Source organism: Pseudoalteromonas sp. NFXS39, assembly GCF_040148775.1.
GTDB lineage: Bacteria > Pseudomonadota > Gammaproteobacteria > Enterobacterales > Alteromonadaceae > Pseudoalteromonas > Pseudoalteromonas apostichopi.
Map to the genome: position 1 here is coordinate 257,051 of NZ_JAGDEC010000004.1, position 16,613 is coordinate 273,663.

The 16,613-nt window shown below is 41.7% G+C and carries 18 protein-coding genes; 2 read left to right on the top strand and 16 right to left on the bottom strand.

Going from position 1 to position 16,613, the window contains the following annotated elements:
• Positions 1-164: 164 nt before the first annotated feature.
• From htpG to J3455_RS09725, 9 genes are all read right to left on the bottom strand, one after another.
• A complete protein-coding gene (gene htpG, locus J3455_RS09685; protein WP_167657787.1) occupies positions 165-2,078 on the bottom strand; it encodes a molecular chaperone HtpG in 1,914 nt (637 codons plus the stop codon).
• A gap of 160 nt (positions 2,079-2,238) precedes the next feature.
• The gene (gene recR, locus J3455_RS09690) at positions 2,239-2,847 is read right to left on the bottom strand and encodes a recombination mediator RecR (RefSeq protein ID WP_063705901.1); all 609 of its coding nucleotides are present in this window, start codon (positions 2,845-2,847) and stop codon (positions 2,239-2,241) included.
• Between the two features lie 10 nt (positions 2,848-2,857).
• Positions 2,858-3,184 (bottom strand): YbaB/EbfC family nucleoid-associated protein, encoded by a 327-nt coding sequence (locus J3455_RS09695; protein WP_036967566.1) that lies wholly within the window; start codon positions 3,182-3,184, stop codon positions 2,858-2,860.
• Between the two features lie 59 nt (positions 3,185-3,243).
• Positions 3,244-5,679: a DNA polymerase III subunit gamma/tau gene (dnaX, locus tag J3455_RS09700; RefSeq protein ID WP_349561612.1), complete on the bottom strand. Its 2,436-nt coding sequence runs from the start codon at positions 5,677-5,679 to the stop codon at positions 3,244-3,246.
• 3 nt (positions 5,680-5,682) lie between these two features.
• A complete protein-coding gene (apt, locus tag J3455_RS09705; protein ID WP_130051259.1) occupies positions 5,683-6,228 on the bottom strand; it encodes an adenine phosphoribosyltransferase in 546 nt (181 codons plus the stop codon).
• Positions 6,229-6,379: 151 nt separating this feature from the next.
• Positions 6,380-6,502, bottom strand: coding sequence for a hypothetical protein (locus J3455_RS09710; protein ID WP_254907726.1), 123 nt, complete (start codon positions 6,500-6,502; stop codon positions 6,380-6,382).
• 91 nt (positions 6,503-6,593) lie between these two features.
• The gene (locus J3455_RS09715) at positions 6,594-7,346 is read right to left on the bottom strand and encodes an HvfC family RiPP maturation protein (protein ID WP_256854835.1); all 753 of its coding nucleotides are present in this window, start codon (positions 7,344-7,346) and stop codon (positions 6,594-6,596) included.
• Positions 7,339-8,202 carry an HvfB family MNIO-type RiPP peptide maturase gene (locus J3455_RS09720; protein ID WP_349561614.1) on the bottom strand — a complete coding sequence of 288 codons (864 nt, stop codon included), beginning with the start codon at positions 8,200-8,202 and terminating at the stop codon, positions 7,339-7,341. Before J3455_RS09720 ends, J3455_RS09715 begins: the two co-directional genes overlap by 8 nt.
• Before the next feature lie 54 nt (positions 8,203-8,256).
• A complete protein-coding gene (locus J3455_RS09725) occupies positions 8,257-8,745 on the bottom strand; it encodes an HvfA family oxazolone/thioamide-modified RiPP metallophore (RefSeq protein ID WP_349561616.1) in 489 nt (162 codons plus the stop codon).
• Positions 8,746-8,917: 172 nt separating this feature from the next.
• Here J3455_RS09725 and J3455_RS09730 point away from each other — a divergent pair, with 172 nt between their 5' ends.
• Together J3455_RS09730 and J3455_RS09735 are read left to right on the top strand one after the other, a co-directional pair.
• A complete protein-coding gene (locus tag J3455_RS09730; protein ID WP_130051256.1) occupies positions 8,918-9,895 on the top strand; it encodes a tRNA-dihydrouridine synthase in 978 nt (325 codons plus the stop codon).
• A gap of 51 nt (positions 9,896-9,946) precedes the next feature.
• Entirely contained in the window at positions 9,947-10,282 is a 336-nt protein-coding gene (locus J3455_RS09735; protein ID WP_130051255.1) for a TraR/DksA family transcriptional regulator, read from the top strand.
• Positions 10,283-10,296: 14 nt separating this feature from the next.
• Here J3455_RS09735 and J3455_RS09740 read toward each other — a convergent pair whose 3' ends face one another.
• Genes J3455_RS09740 through J3455_RS09770 form a run of 7 tightly spaced genes read right to left on the bottom strand, consistent with a single transcriptional unit; the run spans position 10,297 to position 16,330 of the window.
• Entirely contained in the window at positions 10,297-11,301 is a 1,005-nt protein-coding gene (locus tag J3455_RS09740; protein WP_349561617.1) for a hypothetical protein, read from the bottom strand.
• A 56-nt stretch (positions 11,302-11,357) separates the two neighbouring features.
• The gene (locus J3455_RS09745) at positions 11,358-12,617 is read right to left on the bottom strand and encodes a tetratricopeptide repeat protein (RefSeq protein ID WP_130051253.1); all 1,260 of its coding nucleotides are present in this window, start codon (positions 12,615-12,617) and stop codon (positions 11,358-11,360) included.
• Between the two features lie 11 nt (positions 12,618-12,628).
• Positions 12,629-13,246 (bottom strand): energy transducer TonB, encoded by a 618-nt coding sequence (locus J3455_RS09750; protein ID WP_054551556.1) that lies wholly within the window; start codon positions 13,244-13,246, stop codon positions 12,629-12,631.
• Complete coding sequence (locus J3455_RS09755) at positions 13,246-13,650, bottom strand: ExbD/TolR family protein (RefSeq protein ID WP_054551557.1); 405 nt, start codon at positions 13,648-13,650, stop codon at positions 13,246-13,248. The genes J3455_RS09750 and J3455_RS09755 overlap by 1 nt, the downstream gene beginning before the upstream one ends.
• A 14-nt stretch (positions 13,651-13,664) precedes the next feature.
• Entirely contained in the window at positions 13,665-14,189 is a 525-nt protein-coding gene (locus tag J3455_RS09760) for a MotA/TolQ/ExbB proton channel family protein (protein ID WP_062570716.1), read from the bottom strand.
• Positions 14,189-15,553: a MotA/TolQ/ExbB proton channel family protein gene (locus tag J3455_RS09765; RefSeq protein ID WP_130051252.1), complete on the bottom strand. Its 1,365-nt coding sequence runs from the start codon at positions 15,551-15,553 to the stop codon at positions 14,189-14,191. Before J3455_RS09765 ends, J3455_RS09760 begins: the two co-directional genes overlap by 1 nt.
• A gap of 6 nt (positions 15,554-15,559) precedes the next feature.
• A complete protein-coding gene (locus J3455_RS09770; RefSeq protein ID WP_054551560.1) occupies positions 15,560-16,330 on the bottom strand; it encodes a DUF3450 domain-containing protein in 771 nt (256 codons plus the stop codon).
• Between the last annotated feature and the right edge of the window lie 283 nt (positions 16,331-16,613).

A 16,613-nucleotide genomic window follows, 5' to 3' on the forward strand; every position in this document is an offset into this window, starting at 1 on the left:
GTGATACTAATCTTAAAAATGGTCGATCAGTGGAGTTTTGTTTTTAGAGCCTGAATTCTTCCACAACTAAGGCTATACCTCAAGTAACTTATACCAATTGCCTATATTAGCGGCAATAAAAAAGGGAGCCTTGCTCCCTTTTCCAACTCATTATGCTAAAACGCTTATTTGCTTAAATCTAGCATAAGTTTATTCAAACGAGTTACAAAGCCTGCAGGGTCTTTTAAAGTTCCGCGCTCAGCCAGTAAAGCTTGATCTAGAAGTACTTGTGACCACTGGGCAAACTTGTCTTCATCTTGTTCAACATTTAAGTGTTTAACAAGCTGATGCTCTGGGTTAAGCTCAAAAATTGGCTTTTGCTCAGGCACAGTTTGACCAACTGATTCCATTAACTTTTGCATTTGTGAGCTCATATCATGCTCATCAGCAACAACACATGCAGGAGAGTCCGTTAGACGATGCGTAAAGCGTACGTCTTTAACGTTATCACCTAGTGCAGTTTTAATGCGCTCAACTAGGCCAGCAACTTCTTTTTCTGACTCTTCTTGCGCTTTTTTCGTTTCTTCGTCATCCATATTGCCTAAATCTAAGTCACCACGGGTAATTGACTGGAATGACTTTTCGTTGAACTCTGTTAAGTAGCTCATCATCCACTCATCAACACGGTCACTTAGTAGCAATACTTCGATGCCCTTCTTACGGAAGATCTCTAAGTGTGGTGAGTTTTTCGCTGCAGCGAATGAATCAGCAACGACATAGTAAATCTTATCTTGCTCTGGCTTCATACGCTCAATGTATTGTTCAAGCGATACATTTTGTGTGCTTTCGTCAGTATGTGTAGAAGCGAAACGCAGTAGCTTAGCAATGGCTTCTTTATTTGCCATATCTTCCGCTGGGCCTTCTTTTAACACCTGACCAAATTCGTTCCAGAAAGATTGATAATCTTCTTCGCGGTTTTTCGCCATGCGCTCGAGCATTTTAAGTACGCGCGATGTACAACCTTTACGGATTGCCTGTGTTACTTTGTTGTCTTGCAAGATTTCACGCGACACGTTAAGTGGTAAGTCGTTTGAATCAAGTAAACCTTTCACAAAACGTAGGTAGCTTGGCATGAACTGCTCTGCGTCATCCATAATGAAAACGCGTTGCACATACAGTTTTAAACCTGATTGACGCTCACGGTTCCATAAATCGAAAGGTGCTTTTTTCGGGATGTATAACAGGCTAGTGTATTCTGTTTTACCTTCAACCTTGTTATGTGCCCAGCTTAGTGGCTCTTCCCAATCATGACCGATATGCTTATAAAACTCTTTGTACTCTTCGTCTGTTACTTCTGACTTATCACGAGTCCATAGTGCTGTCGCGCGGTTAATACCTTCCCACTCGCCTGGCTGTGCTGGAATCTTCTCGCCATCAGGACCTTCAGATTCAGGTACTTCTGCTTTATACATTTCAACAGGAATCGAAATATGATCAGAGTATTTAGTTACGATACTACGTAAACGGAACTCATCAGCAAACTCTGTTTCGTCTTCACGAAGGTGAAGAATAATTTCGGTACCGCGTGATGGTTTATCAATCTCTTGTAATGTGTACTCACCTTCACCTGCAGATTGCCATTCAATACCTTGGCTTTCACCTGCTTTACGAGTACGCACTGTTACTTTATCAGCAACGATAAATGCTGAGTAAAAACCAACACCAAATTGACCAATCAATTGTGAATCTTTGCTTTGGTCGCCTGTTAGGTTTTGGAAAAACTCTGCAGTGCCAGATTTTGCAATGGTACCTAGTGAATTAATCACATCTTCACGGCTCATACCAATACCGTTATCAGTAATGGTGACCGTGTTTGCTTCTTTATCGGCACTGATACGTACTTTTAGTTCCGCATCATTTTCATATAAATCGCCATTAGAAAGCGCAAGGAAACGTAATTTATCTGCCGCATCTGAGGCGTTTGATACAAGCTCACGTAGGAAAATCTCTTTATTAGAGTAAAGAGAATGAATCATCAGGTTTAATAGTTGTTTGACTTCTGTTTGAAAGCCTAATGTTTCTTTTTGTGCTGCAGTCATTGTGTAAATCTCCAATTAACAAAGTGTCTAATCTGCACTATGACTCTTTATATGGGGTAGGCTTTTGGAACTTCAAGGCAAAAAATTAAATTAGCGGGTAAATTAGGGGTTAAACACAAAAAAGCCTGCTTCAAGCAGGCTTTTGATACCATTTGCGGTATTAGTTTTGGTTTACGGCGCGTCGTCCGCTAAATGCGTGCATAAGCGTCATACCATCGAGTAAATCGAGCTCACCACCAACAGGGACACCATGAGCTATCCGAGATGCACTCACCTGATACTTATGACAAAGCTCTGCAATATAGTGGGCTGTGGTTTCACCTTCAACACTTGGATTGGTTGCTAGGATCACCTCATTAATGCCACCTTGTTGCAACTTGCTTTCAAGAATATCAAGGCCAATTTCTTTTGGTCCTATGCCATCAATTGGCGACAAATGACCCATTAAAACAAAGTAAAGGCCTTGGTACTGACCAGTTTGCTCAATAGCAAGTACATCGGTTGGTGATTCAACCACACACAATAAACCACTATCTTGGCGTTTAACACTAGAACAAATATCACACACAGCTTGCTCTGTAAAAGTACGACAAGATTGACAATGCCCTACTTCATCCATTGCTTTAGTTAATGCATGGCCAAGTTGTTTACCACCTTGACGGTCACGCTCAAGCAAATGAAAAGCAATGCGCTGTGCCGACTTAGGGCCTATGCCTGGCTGGCATCGTAGCGCTTCAATTAGCTGTGTTAAACTAGGAGATAGTTGCATACAAAATCACTTAGAATGGCATTTTCATACCTGGTGGTAATTGCATACCGCCAGTTACTTTACTCATGCGCTCTTGCGTTTCTTCAGCAACACGACGTACAGCATCGTTACACGCTGCCGCTAGTAAATCTTCGATCATGTCTTTGTCGTCTTCCATTAGGCTTTCATCTAATTCAACACGACGTACATTGTGGTTACCAAGCATAGTTACTTTAACTAGGCCTGCACCTGCTTCACCTACTACTTCAAGGTTTGCGATTTCTTCTTGGGCTTTTTGCATGCGCTCTTGCATTTGCTGCGCTTGCTTCATCATGTTACCCATTCCACCTTTAAACATAACTGTCTCTCTTTCTAAACTACTTTAATTGGCATGAAGATAAGGGCTATTGTAACGAATTACAATGCCTGAATACTGTTTTCATCGATTATAGCGCTAAATAACTGTTGAAATTGCACTATGTTTTCGTCGCTATTTATTACATCAATTGCTTGTTGATGACGTCCGGCATCAATTTTTTGTTGAATCAAATACGGTGAATCAATTACGCCATCAGCAAACTCGATACTAAGCTCTACATTATGGCCGTAAATTTCACTTAATGCAGCATTGAGCTTTTGTCTTAGCACTGCGCTGTCTAAATGGCGCTGTGACGAGTCAACCTCAATGTGCAGTTGGTTATTCTGCTTGGTAAAAATTGAATGCAGTGCAAATTGGCGCATCCGTCCGCCGAGCCCCATGCGCTTTATTAAATACGCCCATTCATCTTGTTCGTGTGCAAATTTAATACTGCTGATCGGACTTTCAAAATCATCAGGGACCGGAATACTGGCTTCTTCTACTACTGGCTCTGGCATTTTTTGCGGGTTGATCTGCTCAAGCAGCTCAGGCGCTAAGTTTTCAGTAATTGTTTGATGCTTTTCTCTAAAGTCGACTTTTTTTACTTTATTACTGCTCTCCCCCGTTTGCTGGGGGATGGGCTTTTTTACTTCAGCAGCCATTGCTTGCTGCTGAGGCTGAATATTGGTCGTGGCTGTGCTTTGTTGCGCTGGCGGCTCTGCTTTGGGCTTCGCTTCAGATTGTTGTTCTGCTTTAGCATTCGTTTGCGTTGCAGCACCACTTAAACGCCCAGCACCTGAGATATTGCGGTCTTGTAAAATACGAGCAATGGCCGACTGCGCCTGACTTTGCTGCTGTTGTAATTGCACTGGTGCAGTTTGCTGTTGCTGAGGTGCTTCATTTGCAGTAAAGCCCTGATCATAGGCGCTATTCATCACATCATCGTATTGCGCAGCAAGTGATGAGTCCATTTGTGCATCATGATCGTCTATATAATCTTGCGAAGAATACTCCTGTGGAGAGTATTCAGCTGCAGGTACTTGCTCTGAGTAGCTTTGCTCTTGCTGTTGTGGCGCTGATTCAACTTCAGCGGTCATTGCAGTTTCAACAGATTGCTGAGGCTGTTGTTCAACACCAGGCTGTACTACCGCTGTTGCTTCAACTTGCTGGTCAGGCTCTTGGCTATGCACTGTTTCTGCTTTAGCTGCTTGAACAGGTTCAGCTTCAATAGGCTCAGCTTGAATTTGCTGAGGCTCTGAAGGAACAGCAGTTGTCTGTGCTAAAAGTGCTTGCTCTGACGCTGCTTGTTCACGTTGCGCCGTTGATTTTTTCAAAATATCACGCAGTGCACCGGCACCACTTGGCTTAACCTGCTGCTGGGTATTCGTTGGTGTTTGGCTTTGTGCAAATTGCGTAGGTTGGAATGCCAACAAACGCAACATAATCATTTCAAAACCTAGTTTAGCATCGGGTGCCCACTGCAAATCTTTTTTACCATTTAATAGCAATTGGTAGTAAACCTGCATCTGCTGTGCATCAGTGGTTTGCGCTACTTGCTCAATAAAATCACGGTTAGTATCATCAAGTGCCGCTGCACTAGGCACGAGTTGCACAAGCTGAATAAGGTGCGTCAGGGCGATTAAATCGTCGAGCAAGGCTACAAAGTTAGGGTTTCGACTTACGACCGCTTTTACTTCTTGAAGTAGTGCATCGCCATCTTGGCACAGTAGCGCCGCTAACATGGTTTGGCTATATTGAGTATCCATCAAGCCAAGCATGGTTTGTACTGCCTGATGATTTATACTGCCGTTGGTTTGCGCAATTGCTTGGTCTGTAAGGCTCAGTGCATCACGCATACTACCATCAGCGGCCTTAGCTAAAATAGACAATGATTTATCATCAAAACTTAGCTGTTCTTGATTAAGAACATGGGCAAGCTGATCATGAATTTCTGATTGCGACAAAGCATTAAGATTAAACTGTAGGCAACGCGATAAAATCGTCACGGGCAGTTTTTGCGGATCAGTTGTCGCTAATAAAAATTTCACATGCTCTGGAGGCTCTTCCAATGTTTTTAGTAATGCATTGAAACTATGCTTTGACAGCATGTGAACTTCATCGATTAGGTATACCTTGTAACGACCACGTGTTGGTGCGTACTGAACGTTATCAAGGATTTCGCGGGTATCTTCTACTTTGGTACGCGATGCCGCATCGATTTCTAATAAATCAATATAACGACCTGCTTCAATGTCAGTACAACTTGAACATTGGCCACATGGCTCTGCAGAGATACCCTTATCGCAGTTGAGGCTTTTTGCGAATATACGTGCGATGGTTGTTTTACCCACCCCACGGGTTCCAGTAAAGAGATAAGCATGATGGAGTCTATTTTGTGTTAATGCATTCACTAATGCTTGTTTAACATGAGACTGCCCCACTAACTCGTGAAAGGTTTGTGGTCGCCATTTCCTTGCTAGAACCTGATAACTCATTAATTATTCGCCTTCGAATTCAACCAACTTTAAGATTTTGATGCCCATCTCAGCAACACGTTGCTCACCACCAAGCTCTGGTAAAGAAACAACAAATGCCGCATCAGTTGCGTTACCGCCTAGTTTAGCAACTAATTTTGCAGTTGCTTCGATTGTGCCACCTGTAGCAAGTAAGTCATCTACTAGTAACACTTTATCACCAGGTACAATTGCGTCTGTATGAAGCTCAAGAATATCTTCACCATACTCTAATTGGTAGCTTTGTGAAATCACTTCGCGAGGAAGTTTACCTGGTTTACGAACTGGAATGAATGGAATACCTAGTGCGTATGAAAGTGGTGCACCAAAGATAAAACCACGAGATTCAGTACCGATGATTTTTGTAAAACCTTGGTCTTTGTATGCTGCGATAAAGCTGTCGATAGTTGCTTTAAATGCGTCAGCATTAGCCATTAATGTTGTTACGTCGCGGAACATAATGCCCGGCTTAGGGTAATCAGCGATCGTTGCAATGCTCTGTTTGATGAGCGTTGAAGTTGCTTGAGTCATAATTATACTGCTCAAAAAGTTTATCTAACAAAGCTCGAGAGTATAACATCACCTTAGTGGAAAGTCGGTAGCAAGTTTCGAAATTAATCACTTAACTACAACAAAAAAGGCTGCATGGTGCAGCCTAGTGTCTTAAATTTGCTTGCGCAGATTAAGATAAAGAAGTGATCCAACCAAGAATAGCGTTAAGGCAGCCAATGCCACCGAATACAGCTAAAAACGCAATGAAATAAGTTGCATTGAACGGATCTTTAAAGTCTTTATCATTCGACATAGTTACTACCTTTATTTAAGCACGACAAAATAAGGTGCACATAATAGTCGAACAGCCCTCATCAATAAAGAGCTTTAGCCGATTTTTAAACCTATGTATTAGTAACCACAACACCGCGCTCTGCCATAGCGCTTAAGGTATTGAGGGCCCCTTGATACAGCTGCTCTTGGCTAAATTGAGGAGCATGCTCTGCAACTGCTTGGCATACATCATTTAAATCTGCACCAGGCTTAGATTCAATAATATTTAGCAGTAATGCGGTCATCGCATTTGTTGATAAAAACTGTACTTCATCATCACTATCACGATAAACCACGAAGTAACTTGCTTGTGCTGTCGGCTCACTTGGTTGATTATCCACACTGATAGTATGAACTGGGAAGCTATAACTTAAATTGCGAGCAAACGAACTTAAATATAATGGGGAGCTTGTCACTTTATGAGCTGATAATTTCACTTCTTGTGCCACCTCTTGAGCAACCGACACATCAAGCTCAACCCATTCATAATGCGCCAGTTCGAACATAAAAGCAGGATCATCACTTTGCATTTCATAGTCATTTGCAAGAAAAGTCAAAAACTCCCCTGCTATATCTAAAAAGTAAGGTGATTTACAGTCATGCATACTAAAGAAATGCCTAATGAGTCTCTGCCAAGCTTGCTCAGTATATAAACTTTTTAGCACTGGGTACGCAGAGCTGACAAAACCATCCACATTATTAAAAAATAAATCGCGGTAAATCGCCATGCGACGCTCTTCAACATCGGCTGGCTTCTTATTATTTTCTGGGTCGCGAATATGCGCCATAAACTCTTGCTGTACTTGCGTAAAATGATTAGGCACTGTGTTTCACCGTTGCTTGATTTCGATGAGCAGCAGCCTCTTGCAACGCTCCAATGGTTCTCAGCTCTGTTAATAATTCACTCATAGGAGGAATATTAAAATCACGCTCTAATAAGGTGGGAAATACCCCATGAATTTCATAGGCTTTTTCGAGCAATTGCCAAACGGGATCGATCACTGGCGCACCATGAGTATCAACGAGTAAATCCTCAGCCTCAGTGTAATGACCAGCAACATGCCCATAGGCAATGCGATTAGTTGGTAATGCTGCTAAGAATTTCCCTGCATCATAACCATGATTAATCGAATTGACGTAAATATTATTAACATCGAGCAGTAATTTACAATCCGCCTCTTCTAAAACCGCATTAGTAAATTCAAGTTCCGTCATTTGTTGACCGGGCGCGCCATAATAAGAGACATTTTCAATTGCAATAGGCTGCTCAAGAATATCTTGAACTTGCCTAATTCGAGAGGCAACATGCTTAATAGCATCTTCAGTAAACGGAATTGGCATTAAGTCGTACATGCGCCCTTCTCCCGAGCAGTAACTTAAGTGCTCACTAAACAGACGAACATTATGCTCTTTGAAGAAAGTTTTAAGCGATTGCACAAACTCAATATCAAGTGCTGAAGGTGACCCAATCGATAAAGACAAACCGTGACATACAAAGGCATGTTGCTCGGTTAGCTGCTTAAATTGCTTACCAAATCGACCCCCAAGCTTTAGCCAGTTTTCTGGTGCAACTTCTAAAAACTCAATGGGTTTAGGAACATCGATAAGCATTTCATCAAGCATTTCTCGGCGCAAACCTAGCCCAATCTGCCCAAAATCAGCTACTGATTCTTTTAACATACTACCTCCTACTAAAAAGGGCCTTTACGGCCCTTTCAAAAGCTAAGTGAGCGCTTAGTGGTTAGAACCACATTTACCTTCACCACACTTACCTTCTTTAGCTTTCTTTTTGTCTGCGCCACATTTGCCTTCGCCGCACTTACCTTCTTTAGCTGCTTTTTTAGCTGCACCGCATTTACCTTCGCCGCACTTACCTTCTTTAGCTGCTTTTTTGTCTGCGCCACATTTACCTTCGCCGCACTTGCCTTCTTTTGCTGCTTTTTTGTCTGCGCCACATTTACCTTCGCCGCACTTACCTTCTTTAGCTGCTTTTTTGTCTGCGCCACATTTACCTTCGCCGCACTTACCTTCTTTAGCTGCTTTTTTGTCGCCGCCACACTTGCCTTCTCCACACTTACCTTCAGCCGCGTCTAACTGATACCCTGCTTGCATTTGCTGAAATTCAAATGGATTCGCGTTCGCATCAGTGGCTGCAAAACTTGACGCACCTACTACAACCGCACCTAATGTTAATGCAATTGAATTTTTCTTAACTGTGTTCATTCGATGACTCTCTTTTTTATAAAGGGTTATTAAACAAGACCTGTGAACTACAAATATCTTTCAATTTTTTCTAATTATTTTCTGAAAGTGCGCAGAAAGCAAATTACGATTTATAAAACAATCTAGAACAGCTAGAATACGCGTCCTATTTTTTGATAAGTAAACAGGTATCATGCGACTAGTTTTAGCACCGATGGAAGGTGTTGTAGATTTTAAAATGCGACAACTCCTAACTGATTTAGGTGGATTTGATTTATGCGTTACAGAGTTTGTTCGTGTCGTCGAAGACACGCTACCCGAGCGCGTGTTTCATCGCTATTGTCCTGAGCTAAAAACCGGTGGCTATACCCGTGCAGGTACACCTGTACGTATTCAATTACTGGGTCAAGTTGCCAATGCTTTAGCTGAAAATGCAGTTAAAGCAATACGCCTAGGCTCACATGGAATCGACTTAAACTTTGGTTGCCCTGCTAAAACGGTAAATAAAAGTAAAGGTGGTGCGGTACTTTTAAAAGACCCTGAGCATATGTACGAGATAATCAAAGCCGTACGTGATGCTGTCGACCCACGCCATGAGGTGAGTGCTAAAATCAGACTTGGCTTTGATGATGATAGTAATAGCCAAGAAATTGTTGATGCTGTTGTAAGCGCAGGCGCTTCAAGTCTTGCTATTCATGCCAGAACTAAACGAGATGGTTATAACCCTCCTGCTTACTGGGAAAAAATCCCCCCATTAATCAAAAACAAGAATATTTCAGTAGTTGCTAACGGTGAAATTTGGCAAGTTAAAGATGCTATACTTTGCCAAAAAAGAAGCCATTGCCAAGACTTAATGCTTGGTCGTGGCGCACTAGCAATGCCTGATTTAGCAAAACAAATAAAGTCACATGCACAAAACGAACATTATACTCCTATGTTATGGGAGCATGTGATATACCACATTATTCATTCATCAATGCACCAAGACGAAAGTAAATGTGAAAAGTACTTTGCTTCTCGAACTAAGCAATGGCTCGGTTATTTAAAACGCCAATACCCACAAGCAAGCGTACTTTTTGATGAGATACGTCGCTTAAAAGCCAAAGATGAAGTAGCTGATGTGCTAAGAAAGTATGCCAAAGCGCCGAGTATTGATACAAATCATAATTAGCAAACGGATTTTGTTTGATAATACTAGTATTGCCCACTTGGAAGAAACGCGATGAACAATACTGAAATTCAAACAAAGTTATCTGCGGAACTTGCGCAGGTCAGACAACGTTTACTTGATATGCTGGCTAATTCTGAACAAAGCTATCATCAGCAACTACTATCGCAACTCAAAGATAACCCTCCTTCGGATTGGTTAGAGCTGACAGCAAATAACCTTGGCTCTGAATATCAAATATTGATTGCTCGGATAGAAAAGTTGGAAGCAGCACTTTGCCAAATTGATATCGGGCAGTATGGCTATTGCTGTGATTGCGAAGAAAAAATCGATGACGAACGTTTACTTGCAGATCCTGCAAGCCAACGTTGTCGGCGTTGCGCTCCATAGAGCGCAATGCTGTACTAATTTATAAAAATAAAACTCATTGCAGGATAAAGTATAATATCCTCAATTAACCAATCCGCTTGCAGCTGATCTACGCCTAAACGCTTCATTAAATTGACACGTGCTTGCTGTTCACTCCAAGTGTGATAATGAATACCTAAGTCGGTTTCCATCATAACTAGCCAGAAGTATTGCTCGCCTTGCGTTAACTTACGTTTACTTTTTAGCGGGTCTATATAATCAAGCTGCCAATCAAGACCACTGTGCTGATGATTTTCCACAAAATAAGTCATCACTAATGGGCTAACATGAGAATCTGATACAGGTAATACAAAATCTGCTCTTTGTAACTGCTTAAGTGAACTTTGGACCTCACTAAGCCAGTTTAAAGGAGACTTAGTCTCACCACTGAAGTAATTAAGTTTACTTTGGTACCAGTCTTTACCGTTCGCTAAACCAACTAAACCAAGCTTTGTACGAGGTTTATATTGAGTTAAGTATTGATTGAGTTTATAAAGCGCTGCTTGGACACTGTCATCGCTGTTATCCAGATGCGATTTAACCATATTATGCAATAACGTTAACTCAATTTTATTTAATTTAAGGTTGCTTTGTTCAGCAGCAATTAACTGCATTTCAACTAACTCTAACCAATTAGCTAGTGCATTTGCTGAATAGTTATCCTGTGAACGAGCTTGACTAATAACATCACGTTGTACAGGCCAGACAAAATAACGTTCAGGATAACGCTCGGCAATAATTAAATAATTTAATTGCGCCTGTTGTGACTCATCTAAAGACGTCGCTTTTAGCTTTTGATAAGCTTGGTGACGTGCTTGCAAATAACTTTCAGAGAAAGGCCAGCTAGTAGCTTCAGTTTGCAGTTCTTGATTAGATAATAAATTATTAATTCTTTGCAGCGCTTGCTGCCCTTCCCTAAAAGTCTTGAAACCTGAAGATTGCTCAGAGCAAGCTATCAGCATCACACTTGCGACAAGTAATAATACGATCTGTCTTAGCATTTTAAAATTCCATAAAAAAAGCCCCAGAGGGGCTTTTTAATTTAAAACAACATCAATTAGATTTTTACACCGTTACGAGCGGCTTTATCTTTGATGAAGGCTGACCAGCTCTTCGCGAAACGACGCGTGCGCGGATCATCCATTGCCTTAGTGATAGCGTTGTAAGCTTGCTTGTACTTCTCTTGGTAGTAGTAAGCTTCAGCTAAATCAGAATAGATAGTTCCTTTTTTATCAGAACCTAACTCTAATGCCTTGTTCAAACGAACAACGGCTGCACTATAATTTTGCGATTGTAAAAGTAATGAACCTGCTTTGCGGTAAAGCTCTGCATCGTCATCAAATTTAGCCGCTTCTTCATAGTATTTAGCTGCTTTTTCAATATCTTTAGAACGGTGGTAATTAGATGCCACTGCGCTGATATTTTGCTTGTTACGCTTAACTTTTTCTTCGTTGATTGCCTTTTCAAGCACGACTGCTGCTTTGTAAGGAATATCATTTAACGAATAGAAGTTAGAAAGTACTTTGTATTCAACTTCGTTTTCAAAATAGCCATTTTTGTAGGCAACTTCCATGGTCGCTAGACCTTTTTTGAAGTCTTCGGTTTGTAGGTAGTATTTACCTAAACCAACCCAGGCTTTTTTGTCTTCAGGCCAAACACGAACAATCTCTTCAGCTACTTCTACCATGTTTTTGTACTGTTTAAGTTCAAAATAGGCAGCTAGCTTTAATTGGTAAGAAGCTTTTGCAGGTTCTTTTGCCAATTCAATTGCTTTGTCTGCAGCAGGAAGAACGTCTTTGTAAAGTTTTAACTCGTAGTTTGCTTGCGCAATACGTGTATAAACTTTGTCGTCTTCCTCACCTGTGAAGTCCATCCAAGCTGCATAAGCTTCTTTCGCTTTTGCATATTGCTCAGTACCCGCGTACATATCACCTAGAAGTTTTAGGCCTTGCTCTTGGTCAGCAAAGTTTAAAACGTCAGGCTTAACTGCCGCTGAGATGTGCTTAATAGCCAATTGGTACTGCTCTTTTTGAGCGTACATCTGACCTAAGTAACGATCAACTGTTGCCTTATCGAAGTCATCCGAAGGATCGATTTCTTTAAGTAGTGCAATCGCTTCATCAAGCTTATCTTCATTGTACAAGTCAAACGCTTTAATAACTTTCTTACCAACGCGCTCGCCCATAACTTTAGTTTTTGCTTTTTTACGCGCTTCAATCTTCGCGTAATCTGGCGCTGCTAAAGCAGGTGCAGTGAAAGCTACACCTGATAGAGACATAAGAAGCGCAAGTGCAGTTACTTTAGATAAATTTCTCATTACTCGCCTCCTTAGTTGCCTTGGTTAAGTTTAAAGTCTAATTGTACTTGAAGACCAAATTGCTTCTGTGGTTTACCATCGATGATTTTCGGACGGTACTTCCACTTACGTAGCGCACGTTTAGCTTCGCGGTCGAAGATACGTTTTGGATCGGCGTCGATCACTTCAACATCTTCTACACCACCAACTTCATTGATAGTGAATGAAAGTTGTACCCAACCTTCCTTACCATCACGCGCTGCTTGCGTAGGGTATTTTGGTTCAATACGAACGATAGGTGTCGCATCACCATCACGTCCAAATGCACCTGGACCACTTAGGCCACCAGCTGTGCTACCCACATCGATGCTTGGCATATTAAATGACAAACCACCAGTGTTCGGGTTGCTGTTTTCCGGCTGAGGCGGCTGCGGCTTAGGCGGCTGCTTTGGCGGTGGCGGAGGCGGAGGCGGAACACGCTTCCTCTCCTGCACCTTAGATTCAGGCGGATTCGTCATAATTTCGACTACGATCTGTTCTTTTTGTTCAGTCGCACGATCAGCTCCACCGGAGATGAGGTACGCCATGAAGTAGAACAAGCCGAAAGTAACTGCCCCACCTGCAATCAGTGAAAACAGAAAACGAATCATTACTGATCTCCAGCTATTGAAATTTTAAGGTTATCACCCGTCGCTTTGATCTGGTCCATAACTTTAACCACTACGCCGTGTTTTGCTTCTTTATCAGCTTGCAAAATCACAACTTCAGTAGGTTGTTCTGCTAATAAACTTTCAAGTTTAGCTGATACACGCTCAACGTCTACTTGTTGTTTATCAATCCAGATCGCACCGTCAGCACGGATAGCAACAAAAATGTTTGCATTTTTTTGCTTCGTAGCTGCAGCTGCTTTAGGTTTATTGACTTCGATACCAGCCTCTTTAACGAACGATGTAGTTACGATAAAGAAAATAAGCATGATAAATACGATGTCAAGCATTGGCGTCATGTCAACCGCTGCTTCTTCTTCTTCACGAAAACGTTGTTTACGTGCCATATTTAATTCTCTCTCTAGTGATGAGGCATGCTATCTACAAGTTTAGCTTTCGCCATTCTCGCTCTCGCTTCTAGACGTGAGCTAAAGAATACTCCAGATAGTGCCGCAACCATTCCAGCCATTGTTGGGATTGTTGCCATTGAAATACCTGATGCCATTAAACGTGCGTTACCTGTACCTTGAGTAGCCATGGTTTCGAAAACCGCGATCATACCCGTTACAGTACCTAGTAAGCCTATTAAAGGACAAATAGCTACCAATGTCTTAATCAACAACATACGCTGATCTAATTTTTCAGACGCTTCAGAAATCCATGCTTCACGGATTCTGTGTGCGTACCAAGACGTAGTGTCTTGGCGGGCATCCCACTGAGCTACAATGTTCTTCGTCATACGAGGAAACTCAGCTAGTAGGAACCAATAGCGCTCAATCATTAAAACCCACATAAGAAAGAGTGCTATCGCGACCACGTATAAAACCTGGCCGCCTGTGCCAACAAAATCCCTGATAGATTCCCAGATCTCCATCAGGACTAGCATTAGGCTTTCTCCTTCTCCGCGTGAGCAGCGATGATACCTGCGCTTTGCTCATCAAGGACATGTAGAACCGACTTACTACGACCCGCAACAATTGAGTGAAGTAGAATAAGTGGTAGAGCTGCAATTAGACCTAACGCTGTAGTAACAAGTGCTAGAGAGATATTACCAGCCATGATCTTCGGATCACCTGTACCGAACAATGTGATTGTTTGGAACGTAAGGATCATACCGATTACCGTACCTAGTAGACCTAGTAATGGAGCGATTGCTGCCAAGATCTTGATGATGTTGATACCAGCTTCAATGCGAGGCGTTTCACGTAAGATTGCTTCGTCAAGTTTAAGCTCAAGGTTTTCAACGTCTTGATTCTTGTTGTCAGCATAAACCTTAAGAATACGACCCAGTGGGTTGTTTGTATTCGGAGTAGAAAGGTTTTTAAGCTGGCTCTTAATCTTAGTGCTAGTAAGCGCAAGATCAATGAAACGAACGATGAAGATAAGTAGACCAACAACAAGTAATACTGTGATGATGTAACCTACTTCAGCACCTTGCTCGTAGTATTCCATTAACGATTTCTTCTGCGTGTTGATACGTAAGATCGCGCCACGAGTCGGGTCGATGTATACGCCAGCATAGTTGTCAGAAGAAGTATTTTCTAAATCGCTGATACCAGCTAGGATGTAGCTATCAGGTTGCTTACCTAGTGGTTGGATTGCTTTAGTTTCTGGTGAGTAGATTAAATAACCATCGTCAGTTACTAAGTTGAAGTTACCGATACGCGTTACTTTCTTCACAGAAGATGAACCGTCAAGACCCGCAACTTCAGTTTCAAAAGTTGAAACTTTAGCTGACTCAGTCATTTCAGTTTGAAGAGAAATCCAAAGCTCTTCAAGTTCACGTACAGTTGGAAGTTCTTTCGCAGCAGCTAGTGAGCGAAGTACTTCAGCACGTCCTGGTTTTTCAGCAGAAACAAGTGATGCTTCGATTGAACCGATTGCATCAGCAGCTGCACGACGTACAACACCGAACATCTCACCTAACGTACCTTGAGCGTTTAAAAGAGCTTGCTCTTTCTCAGCTAAAGTATTTTCGTTTTGTGCATATTCTTTAGCTAAACGATCACCACGAGCTTTTTCAGCAGCTAGGTCACTTTTAGCTTTGTTAAGTAACGCTTGCTTATCAGCACGAGCTGAAAGGAACTCTTGTTCACGTTGCTTATTTAATTTGCCTTCAGAGATACGTTCTTGCTTAACTTGCTCAAGAATTTTGTCTAAAGCATCAGTGTTTGCATGTGCATTAAGCGCGGTACCTGCAGAAACAGATAGTACTGCTGCAACAGCAAAACCTTTAAATAGTTTCTTCATTATTGATTACTCCGCGCCAAAGATTGGTAGTTTAACAAGTTCTAATGTCGCTTGTTTACGCGCCATACGAATAACTTCTTTAACAGGTTTTAGGTATTCTTCACCTAATTCTTTCCACTGTTTAGTGTTGTTATCCCACACCCACGCGTGCTTAAGGTCAAAAGACTGAGCAACGTAAGTGATACGACCTAAACGACCGAAGTCAACGTTGATGCTCTTACCGTCGATCTCAAGAGTACCTTGTGAAGCAGTTACAGCTGAGCTGTATGCAGTTTCAACAGTGTAAGCTTCAAGAACTTGGCGGAATTTTTCAGATGTAGTAACTGATGCTGACGCCATGATGTCACGAAGTCTTTCAACACGTGCTAGACGGTTTTCAAGATTGAACGGAACGTCCGCTTTGATGAATTGCTCAAGCGTATCGATCATGCGATACATCAAAGGCACAACGTTTTGTTTCGTGTTATCGATAGTTGCGATTTGACGGTCAAACGACTCGATTGAAGCATTTTGGTCAGCGACCAAACGTGCTACGTGATCGTTATAAACCTTCATTAGCTCAGTTTCGTCAACAACGCTACGGTACTCAGCGATTAGCTCTTGAGTTTGACCATATACATTGTCAATTTTAGTTTGAGACTTAACAGCAGCCTTTTGAATTTGTTGACCTGCATCTTGCACATCTTTCAAAGGATCTGCAATCACATTGCTGCTTGCAAATGCAAAAGCGCCAACCAACGCTGATGCTACAAGACTCTTTCTGATTTTAACAGACATAGTTCCCAACCAATTAAGTAATGTTACTTTTATAATTTAATTACCCCCCGAAGAGGACAACCCTGATATCTTTTAATAGATATCAACCCTCCAATAATGCTAAATGCATCAGAGTCTGTCAACTTGATGTTCGGCTTTCGTCGGAAAAATTTGGTGACTCGTCGTTGAAAGGAAAAGAACCAAAACAACGAATTAACAAAAATATAACAGAGGTGTTCATATGATACTTCTATAGCCCTTTGCTGGCGAACATTGCATTCATATTAGGTTCAACCTTAAACAT

Bases quoted from the DNA above. Each gene is read 5' to 3' on its own strand.
- htpG (WP_167657787.1), bottom strand. From the start codon at position 2,078: ATGACTGCAGCACAAAAAGAAACATTAGGCTTTCAAACAGAAGTCAAA.
- recR (WP_063705901.1), bottom strand. From the start codon at position 2,847: ATGCAACTATCTCCTAGTTTAACACAGCTAATTGAAGCGCTACGATGC.
- J3455_RS09695 (WP_036967566.1), bottom strand. From the start codon at position 3,184: ATGTTTAAAGGTGGAATGGGTAACATGATGAAGCAAGCGCAGCAAATG.
- dnaX (WP_349561612.1), bottom strand. From the start codon at position 5,679: ATGAGTTATCAGGTTCTAGCAAGGAAATGGCGACCACAAACCTTTCAC.
- apt (WP_130051259.1), bottom strand. From the start codon at position 6,228: ATGACTCAAGCAACTTCAACGCTCATCAAACAGAGCATTGCAACGATC.
- J3455_RS09710 (WP_254907726.1), bottom strand. From the start codon at position 6,502: ATGTCGAATGATAAAGACTTTAAAGATCCGTTCAATGCAACTTATTTC.
- J3455_RS09720 (WP_349561614.1), bottom strand. From the start codon at position 8,202: ATGTTAAAAGAATCAGTAGCTGATTTTGGGCAGATTGGGCTAGGTTTG.
- J3455_RS09725 (WP_349561616.1), bottom strand. From the start codon at position 8,745: ATGAACACAGTTAAGAAAAATTCAATTGCATTAACATTAGGTGCGGTT.
- J3455_RS09730 (WP_130051256.1), top strand. From the start codon at position 8,918: ATGCGACTAGTTTTAGCACCGATGGAAGGTGTTGTAGATTTTAAAATG.
- J3455_RS09735 (WP_130051255.1), top strand. From the start codon at position 9,947: ATGAACAATACTGAAATTCAAACAAAGTTATCTGCGGAACTTGCGCAG.
- J3455_RS09740 (WP_349561617.1), bottom strand. From the start codon at position 11,301: ATGCTAAGACAGATCGTATTATTACTTGTCGCAAGTGTGATGCTGATA.
- J3455_RS09745 (WP_130051253.1), bottom strand. From the start codon at position 12,617: ATGAGAAATTTATCTAAAGTAACTGCACTTGCGCTTCTTATGTCTCTA.
- J3455_RS09750 (WP_054551556.1), bottom strand. From the start codon at position 13,246: ATGATTCGTTTTCTGTTTTCACTGATTGCAGGTGGGGCAGTTACTTTC.
- J3455_RS09755 (WP_054551557.1), bottom strand. From the start codon at position 13,650: ATGGCACGTAAACAACGTTTTCGTGAAGAAGAAGAAGCAGCGGTTGAC.
- J3455_RS09760 (WP_062570716.1), bottom strand. From the start codon at position 14,189: ATGCTAGTCCTGATGGAGATCTGGGAATCTATCAGGGATTTTGTTGGC.
- J3455_RS09765 (WP_130051252.1), bottom strand. From the start codon at position 15,553: ATGAAGAAACTATTTAAAGGTTTTGCTGTTGCAGCAGTACTATCTGTT.
- J3455_RS09770 (WP_054551560.1), bottom strand. From the start codon at position 16,330: ATGTCTGTTAAAATCAGAAAGAGTCTTGTAGCATCAGCGTTGGTTGGC.